This window comes from Bradyrhizobium sp. JYMT SZCCT0180 (genome assembly GCF_018130165.1).
Lineage (GTDB): Bacteria > Pseudomonadota > Alphaproteobacteria > Rhizobiales > Xanthobacteraceae > Bradyrhizobium.
In genome coordinates this window covers 48,051-69,400 of sequence record NZ_JAFCLZ010000036.1, presented here as the reverse complement: position 1 = coordinate 69,400, position 21,350 = coordinate 48,051, and the positions used below count along the sequence as shown (strand labels likewise).

At 62.0% G+C, this 21,350-nt stretch carries 21 protein-coding genes; 10 read left to right on the top strand and 11 right to left on the bottom strand.

Annotated elements, in window-relative coordinates:
- Positions 1-294: 294 nt before the first annotated feature.
- The 3 genes from JQ641_RS38585 to JQ641_RS35625 form a co-directional block, all read right to left on the bottom strand.
- Positions 295-918 (bottom strand): GNAT family N-acetyltransferase, encoded by a 624-nt coding sequence (locus JQ641_RS38585; protein ID WP_212001541.1) that lies wholly within the window; start codon positions 916-918, stop codon positions 295-297.
- A gap of 144 nt (positions 919-1,062) precedes the next feature.
- Entirely contained in the window at positions 1,063-1,386 is a 324-nt protein-coding gene (locus tag JQ641_RS35630) for a sigma factor-like helix-turn-helix DNA-binding protein (RefSeq protein ID WP_212001539.1), read from the bottom strand.
- Between the two features lie 202 nt (positions 1,387-1,588).
- Entirely contained in the window at positions 1,589-3,529 is a 1,941-nt protein-coding gene (locus JQ641_RS35625) for a cyclic nucleotide-binding and patatin-like phospholipase domain-containing protein (RefSeq protein WP_212001536.1), read from the bottom strand.
- A 312-nt stretch (positions 3,530-3,841) separates the two neighbouring features.
- On the opposite strand from JQ641_RS35625, the gene JQ641_RS35620 reads away from it, so the two are divergent.
- Positions 3,842-4,321 carry a GNAT family N-acetyltransferase gene (locus JQ641_RS35620; RefSeq protein ID WP_212001534.1) on the top strand — a complete coding sequence of 160 codons (480 nt, stop codon included), beginning with the start codon at positions 3,842-3,844 and terminating at the stop codon, positions 4,319-4,321.
- 411 nt (positions 4,322-4,732) lie between these two features.
- Positions 4,733-4,972 (top strand): PilZ domain-containing protein, encoded by a 240-nt coding sequence (locus tag JQ641_RS35615; RefSeq protein WP_212001532.1) that lies wholly within the window; start codon positions 4,733-4,735, stop codon positions 4,970-4,972.
- Positions 4,973-5,027: 55 nt separating this feature from the next.
- On the opposite strand, the gene JQ641_RS35610 is transcribed toward JQ641_RS35615, so the two are convergent.
- Together JQ641_RS35610 and JQ641_RS35605 are read right to left on the bottom strand one after the other, a co-directional pair.
- The gene (locus JQ641_RS35610) at positions 5,028-6,200 is read right to left on the bottom strand and encodes an NADH:flavin oxidoreductase/NADH oxidase (RefSeq protein WP_212001530.1); all 1,173 of its coding nucleotides are present in this window, start codon (positions 6,198-6,200) and stop codon (positions 5,028-5,030) included.
- A gap of 80 nt (positions 6,201-6,280) precedes the next feature.
- Positions 6,281-6,583 (bottom strand): hypothetical protein, encoded by a 303-nt coding sequence (locus tag JQ641_RS35605; RefSeq protein ID WP_212001528.1) that lies wholly within the window; start codon positions 6,581-6,583, stop codon positions 6,281-6,283.
- 153 nt (positions 6,584-6,736) lie between these two features.
- Here JQ641_RS35605 and JQ641_RS35600 point away from each other — a divergent pair, with 153 nt between their 5' ends.
- The 5 genes from JQ641_RS35600 (at position 6,737) to JQ641_RS35580 (ending at position 10,642) form a co-directional block, all read left to right on the top strand.
- The gene (locus JQ641_RS35600; protein ID WP_212001526.1) at positions 6,737-7,363 is read left to right on the top strand and encodes an HAD family hydrolase; all 627 of its coding nucleotides are present in this window, start codon (positions 6,737-6,739) and stop codon (positions 7,361-7,363) included.
- 12 nt (positions 7,364-7,375) lie between these two features.
- Positions 7,376-8,587 carry a molybdopterin molybdotransferase MoeA gene (locus JQ641_RS35595; protein WP_212001525.1) on the top strand — a complete coding sequence of 404 codons (1,212 nt, stop codon included), beginning with the start codon at positions 7,376-7,378 and terminating at the stop codon, positions 8,585-8,587.
- Positions 8,588-8,826: 239 nt separating this feature from the next.
- Positions 8,827-9,534: a transcriptional repressor LexA gene (lexA, locus tag JQ641_RS35590; protein ID WP_192733386.1), complete on the top strand. Its 708-nt coding sequence runs from the start codon at positions 8,827-8,829 to the stop codon at positions 9,532-9,534.
- Between the two features lie 309 nt (positions 9,535-9,843).
- The gene (locus tag JQ641_RS35585) at positions 9,844-10,083 is read left to right on the top strand and encodes a hypothetical protein (RefSeq protein ID WP_212001546.1); all 240 of its coding nucleotides are present in this window, start codon (positions 9,844-9,846) and stop codon (positions 10,081-10,083) included.
- A gap of 139 nt (positions 10,084-10,222) precedes the next feature.
- Positions 10,223-10,642: a hypothetical protein gene (locus tag JQ641_RS35580; protein ID WP_212001524.1), complete on the top strand. Its 420-nt coding sequence runs from the start codon at positions 10,223-10,225 to the stop codon at positions 10,640-10,642.
- Positions 10,643-10,684: 42 nt separating this feature from the next.
- On the opposite strand, the gene JQ641_RS35575 is transcribed toward JQ641_RS35580, so the two are convergent.
- Positions 10,685-12,994, bottom strand: a complete 2,310-nt coding sequence (locus tag JQ641_RS35575) for a ComEC/Rec2 family competence protein (RefSeq protein ID WP_212001520.1) — start codon at positions 12,992-12,994, stop codon at positions 10,685-10,687.
- Positions 12,995-13,093: 99 nt separating this feature from the next.
- On the opposite strand from JQ641_RS35575, the gene JQ641_RS35570 reads away from it, so the two are divergent.
- Entirely contained in the window at positions 13,094-13,822 is a 729-nt protein-coding gene (locus JQ641_RS35570) for a hypothetical protein (protein ID WP_212001515.1), read from the top strand.
- Here the strand turns inward: JQ641_RS35570 and JQ641_RS35565 are convergent.
- The 3 genes from JQ641_RS35565 to JQ641_RS35555 all read right to left on the bottom strand — a co-directional run bounded on the left by JQ641_RS35565 (position 13,803) and on the right by JQ641_RS35555 (position 16,432).
- The gene (locus JQ641_RS35565) at positions 13,803-13,970 is read right to left on the bottom strand and encodes a hypothetical protein (RefSeq protein ID WP_212001513.1); all 168 of its coding nucleotides are present in this window, start codon (positions 13,968-13,970) and stop codon (positions 13,803-13,805) included. The two genes, JQ641_RS35570 and JQ641_RS35565, sit on opposite strands and share 20 nt — an antisense overlap.
- 14 nt (positions 13,971-13,984) lie before the next feature.
- Positions 13,985-14,923 (bottom strand): IS1595 family transposase, encoded by a 939-nt coding sequence (locus JQ641_RS35560; protein ID WP_212001511.1) that lies wholly within the window; start codon positions 14,921-14,923, stop codon positions 13,985-13,987.
- Between the two features lie 1,356 nt (positions 14,924-16,279).
- Positions 16,280-16,432, bottom strand: a complete 153-nt coding sequence (locus tag JQ641_RS35555) for a hypothetical protein (protein ID WP_212001509.1) — start codon at positions 16,430-16,432, stop codon at positions 16,280-16,282.
- Between JQ641_RS35555 and JQ641_RS35550 the strand changes: the two genes are divergently transcribed.
- Positions 16,431-17,387, top strand: a complete 957-nt coding sequence (locus JQ641_RS35550; RefSeq protein WP_212001507.1) for a dienelactone hydrolase family protein — start codon at positions 16,431-16,433, stop codon at positions 17,385-17,387. The two genes, JQ641_RS35555 and JQ641_RS35550, sit on opposite strands and share 2 nt — an antisense overlap.
- A gap of 143 nt (positions 17,388-17,530) precedes the next feature.
- On the opposite strand, the gene JQ641_RS35545 is transcribed toward JQ641_RS35550, so the two are convergent.
- Together JQ641_RS35545 and JQ641_RS35540 are read right to left on the bottom strand one after the other, a co-directional pair.
- Entirely contained in the window at positions 17,531-17,917 is a 387-nt protein-coding gene (locus tag JQ641_RS35545; protein ID WP_212001505.1) for a YybH family protein, read from the bottom strand.
- Between the two features lie 39 nt (positions 17,918-17,956).
- Positions 17,957-19,636 (bottom strand): glutamine--tRNA ligase/YqeY domain fusion protein, encoded by a 1,680-nt coding sequence (locus tag JQ641_RS35540; protein ID WP_212001503.1) that lies wholly within the window; start codon positions 19,634-19,636, stop codon positions 17,957-17,959.
- A gap of 165 nt (positions 19,637-19,801) precedes the next feature.
- Between JQ641_RS35540 and gltX the strand changes: the two genes are divergently transcribed.
- Positions 19,802-21,226, top strand: coding sequence for a glutamate--tRNA ligase (gene gltX, locus JQ641_RS35535; RefSeq protein WP_212001501.1), 1,425 nt, complete (start codon positions 19,802-19,804; stop codon positions 21,224-21,226).
- Positions 21,227-21,350: the final 124 nt, after the last annotated feature.

Below are 21,350 nucleotides of genomic sequence, written 5' to 3'. Positions count from 1 at the left end.
CGCAACCCGCCCAACGTCCGTGACGACGGCCGACGCCCTTCTGAGTAGGACGGGATGGCGATAGATGCGCACTGATTTGGGTCGGCCGACAACAGAAAATATTTTTGATTTACAGAAATTTTCTACTTGACACGATTTCCGAAACTCAGAAGTGATTTGCCCCGCCTTCGCCAAGGCTACGCCGGGCGCGGCCGTCGGGTCGTTTTGTCGCGCCCAGGCGTCATTGCATGCAGGCCCGAACGGCCTTGGCGACCATCGCGGCGGCTGGCGTGGCTTCAAGCCGATCGCATCGTATCAGGCGACCGACAGTTTTCCGGCCATACCGAACCCCGGCATGACGCCGCCAAGCATCGTCCCCAGCGCCGTCAAGCACGGCTTCATCATGCGGCGCTCACACCAATTGCCCGGCATATTGACGAAGGCAAAGCCTGCCTTGCGCGCCAGCGCCTGCATCTCATTGTTGGTCCGCAGCGTGTCGCCGAAGATATGGCGGGCGCCGAATGCCGCCGCGAGGCGCTCGAGATTCGAAAGCAATGCAGAGCCGATGTTGCAGCCCCGGTGGTCATCGTGAACGGAAACACCGAACTCCAGGCCACCGGTTGCCCGGTCGAACGCATAGCAGGCCTCGGCGACGATCGTGTCGACGCCATTCACCGTCATGACAGCGACCACAGCGAAGCGATTGTCCGCGCTGGACTGAAACAACAGGTCGAGATCCCGATCCGTGGGGCCGTGGCTGGCGCCGGTGAACCGGTTGCGCCGCGCGGCGGGCGACAGCGCCTCGAAGTAGGCCTGCAGCGCTTCGCGGTCGTCAGGTTCAAGCAAGCGGATCACCACCGACTTGCCGGTCCGCAACCGCACGATTTCGAAAACCGCCGAGGCTGCCATGGCTGTGAAGGCCGCGGCGACGTCGAGCACTTCGCCCTGGAGCATTGGTGCCAGCGCGGGAGAGTCGCAAGCCACATCCATGACTTCATGCCGCCATTCGATCGAATTCATGACCAGCTCCTCTGAACATACCGGTGAAGGGGTCGAGGAGGTCATGCCCTCCCCGGGAGCGCACTACGCAGCAACGGACTGGATGCTCTGATACCTGACCACGTCGACCAACGCCTTGCGGGCGTAGAACAAGCGCGTCTTGATCGTCGCCTGCGGGAGGCCGATGATCTCGCTTGCTTCCTCGAGGGACTTGAGCGCGAAGTCGACGATCTCAATCACCTCGCGATGCGCCGGCAGCAACCTCCTGAGATAGTGGTCGAGTTCCACCCTCGTCCTGGCGCATCCAAGCCGCAGCGTCATCTGGGACAGATCGATGCCGGCCTCGTTCAGCCAGGAGATTCCGTTCTTTCGGGCCGATGCGCTGGTCTCGGCATAAGTCGTTTGCATGATCGTCTCCTTGAACTGCGCTTCCATTCACGCGATGGAACGGACGCATAAGGAGGCCGCGTTTCTGCACGACTTCGTGAATTGCAGAGATTGGTTCTGTGGAACGGAAAATGGTTTCAGTTTCGCTTTCGCGGTGAAACCCCCAAACCGGATAAATTTGATTCAAATGATGGATATGCAGACCTCAAAACGATGCTTGAACTCAGCTTGCTGCCAGCTCGGCGAAGGTTCGGCCCGCAACGGCGCGCGACGGCGTGCCCTTTGAGAGGATCGCGAGCAGTGCCGCGTGCTGATCCCCTTCCGCGCTTTCAAGCGTTGATCTCGCCCACAGGTAGGACGCTTCGAAAACGCGCTTGTGGTTGTCGAACTCCATGACCTTGGCGCCGGGAATGGTCGGCGGACGCATCACAAAATCGGCGGGGCCCACCGGAATCGAATCCACGCGCTGATGCACCAGCAGGCTGCGCCAGAGCACGCTGACCGCCGATGGCGCCCTTGGCAGGCGCTTTCTGCCAAACGGCAGCAGCAGACTGGAAATCAGCTTGAGGCGTCCCGGAAGCGCATCGTAATCCACCTCGAAGCGTTCGATTTCCTGCTTGCCAAAATGGACCACCAGATTGGGCCCGCGCTTCAGATTGTGCATCGGCGCAAGCGGGATGTTGTCGATCAGACAGCCGTCAACCAGCATCGAGCCATCCTTGGTGTAGAATGGCGGCAAGATCCCGGGAATTGATGCCGACGCCCGCACCGCCTGCCACAGCGACCCGGTACGAATGACTTCGCCGGCCTGGGTGGAGAGGTTGGTTGCCACGGCGGCAAACGGCTTCCAGCAGTCCTCGATGTTGCAATCGGGCCCGAGCGCCTCCGCAAGCGCGCGGTCGAGCGCCTTGTGGTCAAGCAGGGAGTATCGCGGCCAGGTGGGACGCTTGAAACTCCGGCTCTTGACGAAGATATCGTCCGTGCCCCGATCAAGATCCTCGGCTTCGAGGTTCTTGGCGAAGCCGGCCATCATGGCAGCCCCGACGCTGGTTCCGACGAAGATATCGAAATCAACGCCGCGTTCGCGAAACGCCTTGTAGATTCCAAGGTGCGCCGGCCCCAATCCCCCTCCGCCAGCGGCCACAAACCCGATCGCCCGCCCGAGCAGGAAGCGCGCCAGGCTCCGCACATCGACGTCGTCCTGAAGCGATATGTGGTGATGCATGAAGACCGGCATGCGCCTCAACCAGGCGCCCGTGCCGCGCACTTCACCGCTTCGCTCATCATGAACGAGCACGAGCCGCCGCTCGTTGGTTCGATGATAGGTCGACGCCGCAGCCTCGACCTCGGTCAGGGAATCGTCCGGCGCCCTGCCCCTGCACACGAACAGGACCTGATCGGATTGCCGGATGCATTTCTGGGTCCAGCGCGTCAGCTCCCGGTCGCCAAAATAAGCGACGAGATCGGATGCCTGCTCCAGTCGATGCAGCCAGCCGGTAATCTCTTCATCGTCCGGATCCCGTCCGGGGAACAGTTGATTGATACGCTGGGAGGTCACGATCTCAACGACCGCGTTGCCGAGCGCCTGCGTCAGCAACGCGTAAAACCGCGGCGGCACCGGCTCCCTTCCCCCTTCCAGAACCACGATTGTTCGCGTGCGCGCAAGTTGTCGATTGGGAACGACGCGCGACGTCGTCTCGGCCACCCGAAGCGCCATCGCCTCGAGCAAGAAACCAACGATGCTGGGCGCTTCAATTGCAATCTTGTTGTAAGCGGCACGCGACAATGACAGAACACAGGAATCCCTGATTGCCGTTACGGTGGCCGTCCGCGGGATCTTGCCAAAAAAGCCGATTTCACCGATGAGATCGCCCGGCCCCAGTTCGGCAATCAGCCCTTCGTCACCCGCGCGCTGCACCGTGAATGCGCCGCGCACGACTTCAAAGAAAGCGTCCGACGCATCGCCCTCGGCGACAAGCTCTTCGCCGCGCAGAATGACCAGCTCGCGCATGAAACCCCGGATCTCCTGACGCTGCTCTGCGGTCAGCATCCTGAAGATCGAGACGTCGGAGGGAACGAAGGCCTCGGGAGGCGTTGCGGCATCGGCGAGAAGGGGAGCGTCGGGGACGAAGGGAGGCTCAGATGCGGTGGCACCATCTACCATTATGTTCTCCTCGATCGAGACTGCGCGGCGCACGTGACTGTTCAGGCGTGAACACATAGCAGCTAAAGCGTTCAAGCGGCTTGGCACGCAACCGGATTAGTTCAGCCATGGTGGATGGGCGGTAATGTCAATTACTCGACATTTGATCGATCGCGTTAAGCCGCCTGCAATCTTCGGCATCTCGTTGCAATTATCGGGACGAATCTGAAAAAATCCTGATATCGCGGAGTTTATCATCGGGCGCGCATTCGCGCGACCCGTTGGCTCGCCCGGGCCAAGTTCGCTAGCGTACGGGTCCAAGAAGGAGCACCGATGAGCAACGGCGATGACGTGCAGATCGAAGTTGCGCTGGCCGCGACCGATGAGGTGCGCCTGCTGATCGGCGAACTCGAGGCCGTGCTCGCGGTCGAGTATCCGCCGGAGCAGCGGCATGGCTTTTCCATCGATGCAATCTTTCAACCGCATGTCCGCTTCTTCCTCGCGCGACGTCACGGCGTGGCGGTGGGCTGCGGCGGCGTCGCCCTCTTCCCGGAATATGCCGAGGTCAAGCGCATGTTTGTGCGCGGCACCGCGCGGGGCCAGGGCGTTGCCGACGCCATTCTCGCGCGCATCGAAGACGAGGTGCGTCGCGCCGGGCTTCCCGTGCTGCGCCTCGAGACAGGAACACGCCAGATCGCGGCGATGCGGCTCTATATACGCACGGGATTTCGGGAATGTTCCGCGTTCGGCGATTACGCGCTGAAAGCGCCGCAATCCATTGCGGCGAGTGTGTTCTTCGAGAAGCTGATGTGAAGCGGATTGCGGCAGGACCCAGCCACGGTTCAAACTGTCCACAGGACGGAACCCGCGCTGCTTTCAGTTAAGAAACTCTCAGTATTTCTACGTTAGGCTGGATCGCATTGGGGCATTGTTTCTATTGTCGAGAAATTTGATCTCGTTGCTGGACCAATCGATGCTTAAGTTAAGAGATTTTCTGATCTACTGAAGGACTCGGCGGATAGCCTCGAAGGGCACAGCAGGACGGCCACTGGAAAAGCAGCGGACGAAACGGCCAAAATGATTAGAGACCTGCGCGACGCGGCCAGGGAAATCCTGACGAGTCAGGAATATCAAAATTCAAAGATCAAGTTCTAGAACCAAGACGCGACCATCAGGCGTTTAGCCCGATGATGAATTTTCTCTGTTCAACCGGAGAGTCCGTTTATGGTCGAAACTCGAATTGCGCCTCGCTTCCGTGTCGCCAAGCCCGCGAAGATTGATCACGGTGGCGACAAGATCAGATGCATGATCCGCGATATCTCCGCTACGGGAGCGGCGCTTGAGATATTCGATATCGTCCGGGTTCCTCAAACCTTCACATTGATTGTGCCGGAAGATGGCCTGAAGCTGCAGTGCCACATTGTTTGGCGCAAAGAATACCGGATCGGTGTCGCCTTCGATTAGTTATGTAGTTTCTCCGATACCCGCATATCGCTAGCGCTCATGCGGGCTAGGAGCTTCAGGTCACCTTCCCCGCCTCGTGCAGCCCGCTCTGCCAGGTCGACGGCTGCGTGCCAAAGCCGCGCTTGGCCCGCGTGCCAAGCCAATAGCCGAACTGCGGCGGCACGTTGCGGAACGGGCCTTCGACGCCGAGTTTGAGGGCAGCGTCCATCGGCCAGTTCGGGTTGTTGAGGATTTCGCGGCCGACCGCGATCAGGTCGGCCTGCTTGTCCTGCAGGATCTGCTCGGCCTGGTCGCCATGGATAATGAGGCCGATCGCCATGGTCATGATATCTGCGTGGCGCTTGACATAGTCCGACAGCGGCACCTGGTAGCTGTATTTGATTTCCTTGCCGAGGATCGGCGCCATCTCGGTGATGCCGCCGGACGAGCAGTCGATGACGTCGACGCCCTTGGCCTTGAGGATCTTCGCCAGCCGCGCGCTTTGCTCCGGTCCCCATCCAGCGTTGTCCTCCACCGACAGGCGGACGAACAGCGGCTTGTGGTCGGGCCAGTGCGTGCGCACCGCTTCGGTGATCTCGGTGATGAAGCGCATCCGGTTGGCCTCGGAGCCGCCATATTCGTCGGTGCGCTGGTTGGCTCGCTCGGACAAGAATTGATGCACGAGATAGCCGTGCGCGCCGTGCAGCTCCAGCACGTCGAAGCCGGCCTCATGGGCGCGCCGCGCGGCCTCGCCCCAGGCCTGCACCAGGTCTTTCACCTCATGGCGTTCCAGCGCCTTCGGCACCGGCCATTTTTCGCTATGGGCAATCGCGCTCGGCGCCACCGGCGACCAGGCGTCCCAATCCTCGATCTCGGGCGTCCGCTGCAGCGGCCGGTCGCCTTCCCACGGCCGGGTCGCGCGCGCCTTGCGGCCGGAATGGCCGAGCTGGATGCCGGCGACCGCATTCTGCTGATGGATGAATGTGACGAGGCGGCCGAGCGGCTCAACAAAGGCATCGTCCCAGATGCCGAGATCGCCGACCGTGCCGCAACCGCGGCGCTCGACCTTGGTCGATTCGACGACGACAAGCCCGGCGCCGCCGGCGGCGAATTTGCCTGAGTTCATCAGGTGCCAGTCGGTGGGAAAACCCTTCACGGCGGAATATTGGTGCATCGGCGGCACCACGATGCGGTTCTTCAGCTCAATGCCGCGGATCGTCACCGGCGAAAACAGCAGCGTGTTCGACATTGTTGTTCCTTGCTTGCGTTCTCGCCGGTTTCCCCGAATCCTGGCCATCGCTGTCCCGGCAAGCTGCCGGCGGCCGGCTATTATTGTTTTGCGGTGGTCTCGGTCTTGGTATCCGTTTTGGCTGCCTTCGGTTTTGCCGGCGGCTTGGCGGCGGCTTTCGGGGCGGCATTGTCGCTGCGCACGGTTCCCCAGGGATCGGTGCTCTTTTGCTCCGGAATATTGCCCAGCGACCGCTTGTAAGCCCGCTCGGCCTCCTTCTCCGCTGCGATATCCGATCGCGTCTTTTCCTTGTCCTCCTCCCCGTATCTTTGAACGGGTGCCTGCTGGGCCAACGCCGGCCCGGCCAGCAAGACCATCACAGCCACGATGCCAATCATTTTCATGCGATCACTCCCCGGACTTTCCTGGCAAACGAATAGCACAGCTCCCGCGCCGGCCTAAATGCTGGATTGGGCGGAAATTGCTCGCAAAAACACGCATTTCGCCGGCTGCAGCCAGTCGTTGCCCAGAGCGGTCCAGTTTTGTAAAGGTCTGGCATGAACGCCCCGCTTCTCCCCAACTCCGCCGACGCGCTGCTGTTCGATCTCGGACGCGTCGTGCTCGATATCGATTTCGGCAAGGTGGTCGCCACCTGGGCCGGCCATGCCCGCTGCGAGCCCGCACAGCTGGTCGAGCGGTTCTTGCCCAATGACGCCTGGCATCGTCACGAGCGGGGCGAGATCAGCGACGCCGAATTCTTCGCAGGCCTGCGAGTCTCGCTCGGTATCGGCATATCCGACGCCGAGTTCCTGGAAGGCTGGAACGCGATCTTCGCCGGCGAAATGCCCGATATATCAGCATCGCTGGCGCGCGCCGGACAACGGCTGCCGCTTTATGCCTTCTCCAACACCAATAACGCGCATGTCGTGCATTTCAGCCAGGCCTATGCCGGCGTGCTCGGCCATTTCCGCGAAATCTATTTGTCATCGACGATCGGGCTTCGAAAGCCCGACGCGGCGGCCTATGATCATGTCGTCAAGGCGATCGGTGTTCCCGCCTCCCGCATCGTGTTCTTCGACGATTCCGCCGCCAACATCGACGGCGCGCGGTCGCGCGGCCTGGCCGCGGTGCACGTGACAGGGCCCGATGACGTCGCAAAGGCGCTTGCCGCGCTGGGAATTTGAGAGGTCGTCGCCGTGGCCCTGATGCCGGTCGTTGATGCACTGGCCGCGATCCTTGCGGGCGCCGATCCGTTGGCCGAAGAAATGGTAGCACTCGACACCGCCTGGCATCGCGTGCTCGCGCGCGACCTTGCGGCGAAGCGCACGCAGCCGCCGCAGGCGATGTCGGCGATGGACGGCTATGCGGTGCGATCGACTGATGCCGCCGACCTCTCCGCGCGGCTGAAGGTGATCGGCGAAGTCGCGGCGGGCCGCCCGTTCGAACGCAGGGTGGGCCCCGGCGAAGCGGTCAGGATTTTCACCGGCGGGGTGATCCCTGATGGCGCCGACGCCGTCATCATCCAGGAAGACACGACTGCCAGCGGCGACCACCTCACGATCACGGAAGTTGCAAAACCGGGACGGCATATCCGCGCCGCCGGCGCCGATTTCCGCGAGGGCGATGTGCTGCTCACCAAAGGAAGCCACCTCACCGAACGCGATCTGTCGCTCGCGGCCGGCATGAACTATCCGGAAATCGCCGTGATCAGGCGCCCCAAGGTGGCGGTGCTTGCCACCGGCGACGAACTGGTGATGCCGGGCTCGATCCCGGGCCCCGGCCAGATCGTCTACTCCAACGGCTACGCGCTGCGCGCGCTGGCGCGGGCCGAGGGCGCCGAAACCATCGATTTCGGCATCGCCGCCGACACGGTCGAGGCGACCACCGACGGCATCCGCCGCGCCCGCGCATCCGGCGCCGACATCCTGATCACGATGGGCGGCGCCTCGGTCGGCGACCACGACCTCGTCAAGCGCTCGCTGGAGGCCGAGGGCGTCAACATGGCGTTCTGGCGCATCGCGATGCGGCCGGGCAAGCCGATGATGCATGGGCGCCTCGGGGCGATGCGGGTGATCGGCCTGCCCGGCAATCCGGTCTCGTCCTATGTCTGCGGTTTCCTGTTTCTGGTGCCGCTGATTCGCGCGCTGTCGGGCCGAAAAACCATCCATCACGTGCGTGAGACCGCCCTGCTCGGCCGCGATCTTCCCGCCAACGACCAGCGCGAAGACTATCTTCGCGCACGACTTGAAGAGCGCGAGGATGGCGCGTTGATCGCAGTGCCGGTGAGCCACCAGGACTCGTCGCTGCTTGGAAATCTCGCTGCGGCACGGGCGCTTTTGATACGTCCGCCGTTTGCGCCGGCGGTGCCGAAAGGCACGCCATGCGAGTTCCTGCGCCTGCCGGAATGACGCATCCGGGCGGCCTGTTCGGGCGAACGCGGCGCGCGTTCACCTGAAATTAAGTGGTTGCGGAACATGTATCGAACATATAGTGTCCGTTCATGATTTGTTTCGAGAGCTAGTGTCTACAAATGGGAGTTTTGGACTTCCGAGTTTGAGACCGCACTCGCAACCGAGAACCGCGAATCTGAAGATCGCGAAATTGAACGACCACGAACTACGACGCGCCAACCGGGGGATTGCTCGAGATGCTTACGCGCAAACAGTATGAACTTCTGCGTTTCATCAACGAAAGGCTCAAGGAAGCCGGCGTGCCGCCCTCCTTCGACGAGATGAAGGATGCGCTCGACCTCCGCTCCAAGTCCGGCATCCACCGCCTGATCACCGCCCTGGAAGAGCGCGGCTTCATCCGCCGCCTGCCCAACCGCGCCCGCGCCATCGAAGTCATCAAGCTGCCCGAGCTTGCGGGCGCCGGTAACGGCAACGGCCGCCGCGGCTTCACCCCCAGCGTCATCGAAGGCACGCTCGGCAAGGTCCGCGCCGCCAGCGCGCCCGCCGAGGACGACGGCAACCGTCCGGTCGCCGTTCCCGTGATGGGCCGGATCGCCGCCGGTACGCCGATCGAGGCGCTGCAGACTCGCAGCCACACCATCAGCGTACCGCCCGACATGCTGGGCTCCGGCGAACATTACGCACTCGAAGTACGCGGCGATTCCATGGTGGACGCCGGCATTCTCGACGGCGACATGGCGCTGATCCAGCGCAACGAGACCGCCGACACCGGCGATATCGTGGTGGCGCTGATCGACGAGGAGGAGGCCACCCTGAAACGCTTCCGCCGCCGCGGCGCATCGATCGCGCTGGAGCCTGCCAACACCTCCTATGAAGTCCGCATCCTGCCGCCGAACCGGGTCCGGATTCAGGGCAAGCTGATCGGGCTGTACCGGAAGTACTGAGGGCGGCCCGCGCTACTAGGCCTTCAGTAGCCGTCGTCCCTATCCCAAGTCGTCATGCCCGGCCTTGTGCCAGGCATCCACGTCTTTGGTCGATGTAACGCAAGAGAAGACGTGGATGGCCGGGTCATAGGCGAGCGGAAGCGACGCCGTCCTTCAGACGGCTATGCCCGGCCATGACGGAGCGCGTGTGGCTAGCGTCGCACAATTGCCCAGAATGCGGCAAAAACTGTGCGTGCGAGGATGGTGGTTTGACGCGTTTTCTTCGACTCGAGGACGCGAAAACCGGGGGGACGAGACGTGGTCAGCAATATGATCACCAAGATCACCTGGCAGAGGGCGGGCCTGGTGACCGAGCCGGGCCGCTACATGCTTCGGTTCGGCTGGCTGACAGTGACGGCGGAGGATCTCGCGATCTGGCAGCAATTTCCGGAGGCCGCGTTCACGCTGGTCGCGCTGCCCGGGATTGCCGACGACGGAAGGGAGCAATTCCATCTCGGCGCCTTCGAACTGCCGCTGCCGCCGATGCCCGAAAATCCGCAGCCGCCGTAGCGCGTTTGTGATCGGGCACGCCGGCCTTTCCGTCGCACTATTGCCCAGAACAGGAATACACTTTCCTCAAGTCCACTCTGATAGAGGCCAGCGCCTCGAGGGAGGCACGGGTCTCTATCTCATACGAGGGAGCGATCCGATGTGTGACTATAGTTTGCACGCGATGGCAACGCGTCCTGCTGAGGTCGGCGAGACATTGATATCGACCACCTTCCGCGGCACCTCGACCCGAGGCTTTGCCAGCGAACGCGATCCCGCAGTTGCGGTCTGCATGCTGCCCGGAACCGAACTCGCGTTCGCGCAAGACGTCAAATACGACAATCGCTGGATCTGGACGCGGACGATCGGTTTTCGCGTCGGCAAGTTCAACACCATTGATCCGCACATCAAGGAACGGCACCACGACGCGATCGAATTTCCCGACGGGAGCCATGTGCTGGTGACGCAGCTTTGCGAGGGTCAGCGCGTCACCGTGCTGCAATTGCCGGTGGTGCATCCGATTCCCGAGCGCGCGGCAACGAAGGCGGGCACGGCGACGACACCGCTTTCCACCGGTTGAATTCCGCGCCGCCGGTCGCGCCCCGCCGGGGAACGTGAATCCTTATTCCTCGGCCTGCAGGTCCGCTTCCGACGGGGTCGCATCGACCGCACGCGGCGCCGCACGGCGCGGCGCGAGGATGGTCGTCTCCGCGTCACCCTCGCCCGCGATCGCCGGCGACCATGGGCGATCGACGCCCCTAGGCTTGACGGCATCGATGGTAAATCCGCTGCCGCTTCGCCGCAGCACCATGGCGCCCTGCCGCCGCAGACGCTCCGCATCGATCACAGAAGCGCCGCACGCCGCAGGCGACGGTCTTGCAGTCACCACCAGCGCCGCGCGCTCACAATCATCCGCCAGCGCTTCGGGCCGCAGCGCCAATGCCACGAACCCGCCACCGGCGCCTTGCGTCACGCAGCCGCTCTCGTCGCATGAGACGCCCTCGGTGAGCGAGGCATCGGCAGGCTTTCGCGCGTCGGCATCCGCCGCCAGCCATTCCCTAACGAGGAAGCCATCCCTTGAGGCTCCCGTCGAAGTTACCTTGGCCGCGCGCATCAAATGCAGTTTGCCGTCCTGGCCGCGGACACCGACATTGCGCCCGTCGGCGGAGATCAGGATGTCCGGCTGCGGCACCCTCGCCGCCCACACCGCCGCCACCAGCACCACGGCCGCGCCGGTATAGCGCAGCGGCGTCCGCAACAGGCCGAGCAGGATGATGCCGATACTCGCCGCAATCAACGGGCCGATGCCGAACGCCGGCACGCGGCCGACCGCACCCGGCAAGGCCGCGACCCATTGCGTGACCACGATCATCCAGTCGATGCCGACGCCCATCACCCACCAGCAGATGCCGTCGAAGCCGAACGGCATGAAGACCAGCCCGAACAATCCCGCCGGCATCACCAGCGCCGAAACCACCGGCATCGCGGCGAGATTGGCGAGCACGCCGTAGGGCGTCACCCGGTGGAAATGAAACGCCGCGTAAGGCGTGGTGGCGAGGCCCGCCACCAATGAGGCCAGCAGCAGCATCGTGATCTCGCGGCCGCCCCACAGCGCCACCTGCGCGGTCGCGGAATGATCCGGCTGCGCGAACAGGCGCGGCATGCCGAGTTGCACCAGCGCCACCAGTCCGAGGGTCGCCGCAAACGACATCTGGAAGCTCGGATGCACCAGCGCCTCGGGTGCGATGGTCAGGACAATGAGCGCCGCAACCGCGAGCGTTCGAAACGTGATGGCTCGGCGGTCGACCATCACGGCGATCAGCACCACGGCCGTCATGAAGAACGAACGCTGGGTCGCGACTTCAGCGCCGGAGAGCAACAGATAAAACGCGGACGCGGCGAGTGCCGCCACCGCCGACCATTTCTTGATCGCAAAACCAACGTTAAGCGTCGGAAACAGCGCCAGCAGCGCCCGCACCGCAAAAAACACGACACCCGCGACGACCGCCATGTGATAGCCGGATATCGACAGCACATGGCCAAGGCCGGAGATGAACATCGCGTCATTAACGGGCTCGGAGATCGCGTCGCGCCGGCCGGTCAATAGCGCGGTCGCGATCGCGCGCTTGTCGCCTTCCAGCACGGTCCGGATCCGCGCGTCGATTGCATCCCGCATGCCTTGCATGAACGCCGAATAGCGCAGCTTCCACCCGCCGCCATCAGGCGCTTCCGCGGTCTTGATCGCGCCCATCACGAAGCCGGAGGCGCCGATGCCGGAGAAGAACATGTCGCGGCCGAAATCGTAGCTGCCGGGCCGGAGCGGCGACATCGGCGGCAACAGCCGCGCTTTCAATTCGACAAAGCTGCCGACCGCAGGCGCGGTACCCTTCTTGACCGACAGCTGCACCCGCTCGATTTTTGTCGCGTCGCGCGCGCTCTCCATGGTCACGACGCGCATGACAAAACGGTCGGTGCGCTCGCGGATGTCGCGGGTTTCGACAAATCCGGTCAGCGCCACCGAGAACATCGGCCGCGCCAGCACGCCATGCGCGATCCGCGCTGTCTTCCAGGTGGCAATCGCAAAGCCGGCGGCGACGGCGGCGATCATCACGGCAACCGGAAACATCTTGTGCCGCCGCAGCAGGAACGCCGCCGCGCACAGCGCTGTCGCGGTGACGGCCGCGACCGACAGCACCGGCTCGTGATCGGCGGCAAAATAAAAGGCGATGCCGGTGCCGAATGCGACGGGCACCCAGGGCAGCAAACGCCCGGCCCCCGCCTCCGCGCGCGCCCATTGCCGCAGGGTCTCGATCAGTGGTGCCCACAGCGCAAGACGCTGAGGCGCAAGGCCGCCGACCGGCGCCGCCCCACGCGGCGGCCACGTGCCGGCGTAGCCTCGCCTTTGGCCCGCCGTGTTGCCCTGCTCCGACATCAAGCTACCCACACGATACGCTCGCGGGGACAAAGCTACCGGAAGGTGTGAGGTGCCGGCTGGGAATGTTATACTTTGCGTACCCACGGAGATTGAGTTATGATCTCTGAAGGGCAGCGACGGGTCGTTATTAAGAGTGACCCCTATTCCGAGCCCTACCTAGAGGGGGCTGGTTTGGAATTTAGGCTGACTTATGAGGGCCCGCTGCTGTCTGACAGCAAGCGTAGCGAGTCCGTTCGCAAAACGCGGGCTGATAACAAGCAGGAAATCCGCCAAGCCTTCCACAAACAACTAAAGCGCCTTTGGGAGGTAAATCCGTTTTTGGCGGCGTCGGGAAGGGCGATCCCCATACCAGGCGTCAAAACCGTTATCTTTGGCCGGCTACCGTATTCGATCGAAGAGATCGCTTACGAGTTTCGTGAGCATGGCTACCGTTTTGTGCCCTTAGCAACGCATAAGCTGGGTGTGTTTTGCTCGGTCAATGTATTGCTGATGAGACCCAACGCTCTTGGCGGCGTCATAACGAACACGGGGGATATCGACAACGGATTTAAGGTGATTTTTGACGCTCTCAGTAAACCAAGAACGGCTTCACAACTAGGAAAGTATCAAGTGCCCCGCGAAGGCGAGGATCCATTCTTCTGCTTACTAGAGGATGACAAACTTATTACAAAGGCGACCGTAGAGTCAGACCTTATGCTCCAGCCCCTAAAGGACAGGGTAACTTGCGAGGACAAAGACTTTCTAAATCCAACTGACGCTCGCGTACTCGTAACGGTGAAGCTGGCACCGATAGAATTAAATGCGGCTACCGCTGGGTTTGCTTAATGATCTTGCGGAACGCCGCATCGAATGACTCGCCAGTCTCATCAACACCCAGCTTCCGAGCGGTTTCTTTGAACCGCTCGGATTGCTCTTTATCAGTCAGCTTAGGCTTTGCCTTTTGCTTTTTTGGCACGCCTGCTTTTCTCGCCATACGGAGCCGTCCCTTTAATTAACTGTCCTATATTTGAGGCGCTTGCCACGGACACCCTTCAAAGCCTTCTCCGCGCGTGCGACGTCGTCGATCCCGAGAGCGATGCGGTTGCTGTACCTGAAATCAAACTCACTCAGATATCGGTGCAGATGCTTCTCTTTGCAATGCTGATAAACGCCTTTCATGCCGCGTTTGAAAATCGAATAGAAGCCTTCCACGGTGTTAGTGGTGATGACCTTTTCGCCTTCACGGCGGACGTATTCATCCTTGCTGTGATTGACGCGCTCGTGGCTACCGACTGCACCAAACTCGGCAATGTACTTGTAGGTGTACATTTCGTCGGTGTGCAGTTCGGCATTCTTGCTGACATTCTGGCGCACGATGGGAAGCAGATCGCCAGCGCGCACGCCGTCAACGTGAAACGAGCGGGCAGAACCGCCACGCTCAACGAGGGTGAAAACGACGTTCTTGTTAGACCAAGCGTTGCGGCCCTTCTTCTCGCCACCCTCGACAAAACCCACAAAGGTTTCGTCCGCTTCCACGACCTTACCGCCGCTACCCATGGGCGGCATCATCAGGCCGTCAACGCGCATTGCCTCACGCAGGCGACGCGAGATGAACCATGCGGTCTTGAGGGTGCAGCCAAGGGTGCGGTGAAGCTGGTTGCTGCTGATGCCCTTCTTGCTGGACGACATCAGGAAGATGGCTTGCAGCCAATGGCGCATGGGGACGTGGCTGGACTCGAAGATGGTCCCAACCTTCACGGTAAAGGGCTTGCGGCACTGGTAGCACTTGTAAGCGCCGATCCTGGTGCTCTTGCCGCCCATCTTTGAAATGCGCTCCACGCCCCCGCAATGCGGGCATACGGGGCCATTGGGCCACAGGCGGGCTTCCACGAAGGCATAGGCCGCTTCTTCGTTGTGAAAGTGCTTATCGGAAAGAACGGACTTCATCGGAATACCCAGTAAAGGAGGAAGGCGGCCCCGGCCACCAAGAGGCAGAGCCAGATCAGGAAAATGCGTTCCCAAGGAATTACGCGCTTCCACATGCCACTAATCCCTGTGGCAGTAAGCTAACTTATCCGCGTGGGTACGTCAAGTATAATATCCCCTGCCGGCTAGCAGAACGGAAGTGGAATATCGGGGAAAGACGCCGCGCCGCTCATCCTGCCGTTATGCCGCAGAACGAGGTGGCCGGGCCTTGCCGTCGTACGTACTTGGGTTGAGTGCGACAGCGACCCTGTCGTTCTTACCAGTACCAAAACGATGATGCGGGGCCGGAGCCCGGCTCCCCGTCCCTCTACCGCCTGCCGGGACCACTCACCCAAGCGGGTGATGGAAAGTTGATCGGTAAAGTTGTTTAATCCAGCCTGGCGGCACGCATTGAGTGTCCGCCGGTTTTCATTATTGCGCTTTAGCTGAATTTATTTTTTGCAGATTTGAGATGGTTCGGGAAATCGACAAGTTAGTTGTCGGGACTCGCTTCAAGATGAGTAAGCTAGGCGATGCTCGATGCCCCGAGCTCGCTAATCTTACCGGCATCGTTGTCGAAGTGAGCCAAAGCAACACGGGCGTTACCGTGTTGTTCGATGGCGCCAAAAGACCGACTTGCCTGCACAGGCAGTTCATATCCCCCGTGTCGGGTACTATACCGGGGAACTATTCGGCTCGCTCTGAGAAAGCGCGTCCCTGAACGCCGAATAGCGCAGCTTCGACCCGCTCAAAAGAGTTCAGTAAGGCGCGCGCTCCCCCGACCCGCGCGGCCGCAAGCTGCACTATTTCCACGACCTGTAAGCGTCCAGCGCGTGAGCGACAAGGATGCCGACGCTGAGAATTATCAGAAATGCTGCAATGGCCTCGAACATTGGCGGCCTCGAACATTGGCGATCTCGCGGGGTTGCCCAAGTAAGCAACTCGCCACGCTGCACAGTCAAAATGATTCGGCTTGTCGCCACAGATCGCGGCGCGACTGGTGACTTTGAGCAACGGTTGATCCGGTTTTCACCTGAATCTCTGAGCTTGATCGCCCCTTTTTTGCCTGTTTTTCGACGGAAACAGCGATCCTAGCCCTTAACCTAGCGGCCAACGCAGGCGGTGGCTGAAATGACGGACCGATCGCACGAAGTCGCGCCGGACGACGACCTTCGTATTCTTGTCCGCGTGGTTTCAATTTGTACTCTGGGACTCTGGTCATTTGCAGCCGGTTTGCTGATAGGCACCTTTCTGTTTTCGTGATCAATGCCCGCTGCTGCGCAATGGTCTCTCGGCCATCAAGTTGGTCGCGGGTGAGTTAACACTGCCTTCTTACATTCAGCGCCGTTCAACCCTGACTTTGGCGAGGTGCTTTATGCGACGGGCGAGCATCGGATTGTTGCGCAAGATTTTGGCCGCCCGGCGCTTCTCTTCACGCGCGCCGCGATATCGGCGGCCTATGATCGGCACCTCGAGGCGCATGTCGTCCATGCTGGTTGGCGTGGCAGCGTTCGCACTCCTGGCCCCGCAAGCCGCTTTTTCTCAAGGCCGCATCGAAATAGTGAATTTCCAAACCCTTACCTTCCCCGGCAACCTGTTTGCGCCTCCTTTTATGGCTGCCCCACAGGAGGGGTCGCCGGCAACTATCTTTGGTATTCTGAGGCTTCCGGAAACCACGGACCGGGTTCCTGCCGTCGTCATAACGCATGGTTGTTCGGGCATCACGGGAGCGGAGACATACTGGGCGGAAAGTCTCATTCAACTCGGCGTCGCTACGTTCGTCGTCAACAGTTTTGTCGGGAGGAATATTCCGCGTGTCTGCTCAGGCCCTCACACAATAAGCACAGCCAGCGTGCTCACGGATGTCTATCGGGCACGGGATCTTCTGGCGGTCCATCCGCGCATCGACCCTTCACGAATTGCAGTGTTGGGATTTTCCTTCGGTGGCCGCAACGCGCTCTGGGCAGCCTCCTCGCGGTTCCAGCAACGCTACGGTCCCGGGCTGTCACCCTTTGCAGCCCATCTCGCGTTTTACCCCACGGGCTGTCATGTCAAGCTCATCGATGAAGATCGCGTGGCGAACGTCCCGATACGGATCTTTCACGGCGCAGCCGACGACGCGACGATCATCGGCCGCTGCAGGGAGTACGTCGCAAGGCTCCGCAACGCCGGCAATGACGCCGCCTTATTCGAATACGTTGGCGCCAAGCACTGGTTTGACAACGCCGATCTCGCCAACCGTCAAACGCCGACCGGCTTCCTGAACTACAGCAACTGTACGTTCCTCGAGCAAGACAACAAGATCATCGACGTGATGACCGGCGGCCTGGCAGGAACGGGGTCGCCATGCGTCGTGTCGGAGGGGTCCTATGGTTATAATCCCGCGGCGCGCGAGCAAGCGACAGCAGACGTGCTGAATTTTCTGCGATCGTTGTTCAAGCTTTGACCGCCGCACCTTGCGCGCGCCCATGTGCGCAGAGTCTTGATGAACGGTGCACCAGCGGAACGGAAACGACCCCCGCCTCGATCGATCCGGTGGGGTGCGTCGTCCAGCGAAATTGACGGGCGAACGCCGCAGCGTCCCTACTGCTAAATCAACGATGCCTTCGACGACACGTGATGGCTGACGATTTTCCAGTCGAAGTCTTCACGGGCGATCACCCAGGTGATCTTGACCGACAATTTTACCACGCCTTCATCAGCGTCGAACGACGCCGTGCCGGCGACATTGACCAGATTGGGTCCGGCCTGCTCGGCCACGACATCGCTGAATTGAACTGATGATGTCCGCCACCGCGGCAATCCCTTGAAGTAGGCCGTGACACCGTCACGTCCGCGATACAGCGTTGGGTTCGAGCCGAAGAACAGTGCGTGCTTCGAGTAGAGCGACGCCAGCGCGTCGGCGTCCAGCTTGCTGAACGCCCTGGCCCATTTCGCCATGATACCGGATGCGATGTCGTCGGCCGCGCTGCCCATCGAGTGATCCAATCGTTGTGAGGCCGACGTCAGCCCTTCTCAGCCTTTGGCGACTTCCTTGGCAAAGGTATCGCGCAGGCCGATGGTGCGGTTGAACACCAACTTATCCGGCGTCGAGTCCTGGTCGCGCACGAAATAACCCTGCCGCTCGAACTGCATCACCTCGTTCGAATTGCTCTCGGCGACGCTGACCTCTATCCGCGCGTCGGACAGCACTTCCAGCGACTGCGGGTTGATGTCGGCGGCGAAATTGCCGGCGTCGGGGCTCGGTTTTGCAAATAGCTGGTTGTAGACGCGGATTTCCGCAGGTCTCGACTGTGCCGCCGGCAGCCAGTGCATGGTGGCCTTGACCTTGCGTCCGTCGGGCGCGTTGCCGCCCTTGGTGGCGGGATCATAGGTACAGCGCAGCTCGACCACCTCGCCGGCGTCGTTCTTGATGACGCCGGTGCACTTGATGAAATAGGCGTAGCGCAGCCGCACTTCATTGCCCGGAGAGAGCCGGAAGAATTTCTTCGGCGGGTTCTCCATGAAATCGTCCTGCTCGATATAGAGCTCGCGGCCGAACGCGATGCGGCGGGTGCCGGCATCGGGATTGTCGGGGTGATTGACGGCCTCGAGCTCCTCGACCTGGCCTTCCGGATAATTCTCGATCACGACCTTCAGCGGCCGCAGCACCGCCATGCGGCGCTCGGCCGCCTTGTTGAGCAGTTCGCGGATGCAGAATTCCAGCATGCCGACGTCGACCACGCTGTTGGATTTCGCCACCCCAATGCGCTTGACGAATTCGCGCACCGCCGCCGGCGGCACGCCGCGCCGCTTCAGGCCGGCGACGGTCGGCATCCGCGGATCGTCCCAGCCGGCGACATGGCCCTCGCGCACGAGCTGCGTCAGCACCCGCTTCGAGAGCAGCGTGTAGGTGATGTTGAGCCGTGCGAATTCATACTGCCGCGGCTTCGACGGCACCGGCAGCTTGTCGAGCAGCCATTCATAGAGCGGCCGGTGATCCTCGAATTCCAGCGTGCAGATCGAATGGGTGATGCCTTCGATGGCGTCCGACTGACCATGGGCGTAGTCGTAGCTTGGATAGATCGACCATTTGTCGCCGGTGCGCGGATGATGGGCGTGCAGGATCCGGTACAGCACGGGATCGCGCATGTTGATGTTGCCGGAGGCCATGTCGATTTTGGCGCGCAGCACGCGGGCGCCGTTCGGGAATTCGCCGGCCTTCATGCGGCGAAACAGATCGAGGTTTTCGTCGACCGGGCGGTCGCGGAACGGGCTGTTCTTGCCGGGTTCCGTCAGCGTGCCTCGGCTGACGCGGATTTCCTCCTGCGACTGGTCGTCGACGTAGGCGTGGCCGGCCTTGATCAGGCCTTCCGCCCAGTCGTAGAGCCGCTCGAAATAGTCAGAGGCGTAATAAAGGTCGGTTCCCCAGTCATAGCCGAGCCAGCGCACGTCGGCCTGGATGGAATCGATATATTCCTGCTCTTCCCTGGTCGGGTTGGTGTCGTCGAAGCGCAGATGGCACTTGCCGCCAAACTCCTGCGCGATGCCGAAATTAAGGGCAATCGACTTGGCGTGGCCGATATGCAGGTAGCCGTTCGGCTCCGGCGGAAATCGGGTCACGATCCGGCTGTGCTTCTGGGTGTCGAGGTCGGCCTGGACGATGTCGCGAATGAAATCGCGCCCTGCCTCTGCCGCTGCCGGTTCTGTGGTCATTACGTGTTCCCGCTCGGATAAGCGGCCCTTCTGCCAAATTCGCCCCGGCCCGCCAAGCCTGCTTTGGCCAAGGCGACACTAAAGGCCTCACTTTAGCGGCGAGACTTTAGTTATGCACCGTCCTGCTATACACCACGGCCGTTCAAGCATAGGCCTGCCCAAATCATGACCTCCCCCGTCGTCACCCGCTTTGCCCCCTCGCCGACCGGCTTCCTCCACATCGGAGGCGCCCGCACCGCGCTGTTCAACTGGCTCTACGCCAAGAAGCATGGCGGCAAGATGCTGCTGCGGATCGAGGATACCGACCGCGAGCGGTCGACCGAGCCGGCGATTGCCGCGATCCTCGACGGATTGAAGTGGCTGGAGCTCGATTGGGACGGCGACGTCATCTACCAGTTCAGCCGCGCCGCCCGCCACCGCGAGGCCGCCGAGTCCCTGCTCGCCAGCGGCCGGGCCTATCGCTGCTACGCCACGCCGGAGGAACTGACGGCGATGCGCGAGAAGGCCCGTGCCGAGGGCCGCACCCGCCTCTATGACGGCCTGTGGCGCGACCGTGACCCGTCCGAAGCGCCCGCGGGCATGAAGCCCACCATCCGCCTCAAGGCACCGCAGACCGGCGAGACCGTGATCGAGGATCAGGTCCAGGGCCGCGTGGTCTGGCAGAACGAGAACCTCGACGATCTCGTGCTGCTGCGCGGCGACGGCAACCCGACCTACATGCTGGCCGTGGTGGTCGACGACCACGACATGGGCGTCACCCATGTGATCCGGGGTGACGATCATTTGATCAACGCCGCGCGCCAGAAGCAGATCTACGACGCGCTGGACTGGGACATTCCGAACATGTCCCACATCCCGCTGATCCATGGCGCCGATGGCGCCAAGCTGTCGAAGCGCCACGGCGCGCTCGGGGTCGAGGCGTACCGCGCGCTCGGCTATCTGCCGGCGGCGCTGCGCAACTACCTGGTCCGGCTCGGCTGGGGCCATGGCGACCAGGAGATCTTCTCGACGAAGGAGATGATCGACGCGTTCGACCTGCCCGCGATCGGGCGTTCGGCGGCGCGCTTCGATTTCGCCAAACTGGAAAACCTCAACGGCCACTACATCCGCCAGGCCGACGATCAAGCGCTCGTGACCATGTTCGAGCAGTTGCTGGATCATGTCCCTGATGGCGCCGAGCTAAAAGCAAAACTCAACGACACCACGCGGGCGCAATTGCTGCGGGCGATGCCGAGCCTGAAGGAGCGCGCCAAGACGCTGCTCGAATTGATCGCCGGCTCCTACTTCATCTTTGCCGACCGTCCGCTCGAGCTCGAGCCGAAAGCGGCCGCCCTGCTGACGCCGGAAACCCGGGCCTTGATCGGCAAGCTGCGCGATGCGCTGGAGGCCGTCACCGACTGGACTTCGGAGACCACCGAAGCCGCCATGCGGAATTTCGCCGAGCAGAATAACCTCAAGCTGGGCGCGGTCGCCCAGCCGCTGCGGGTGGCGCTGACCGGGCGGACGACGTCGCCCGGCATCTTCGACGTGCTGGCGGTGCTGGGGCGGGATCAATGCCTGGCCCGGCTCGGCGATCAGGCCGGCGCTTGATTTCTGTTCGGACGCGTTTTCTTCGCGCGAACCGGTACCCACTTCGCTGGAGGAGCCCCTGCTATGTGCTAGCAGGGGCCATCTTGCAGTGCACAGGGCAATAAGCTACCCCTTTCCGGCCGCC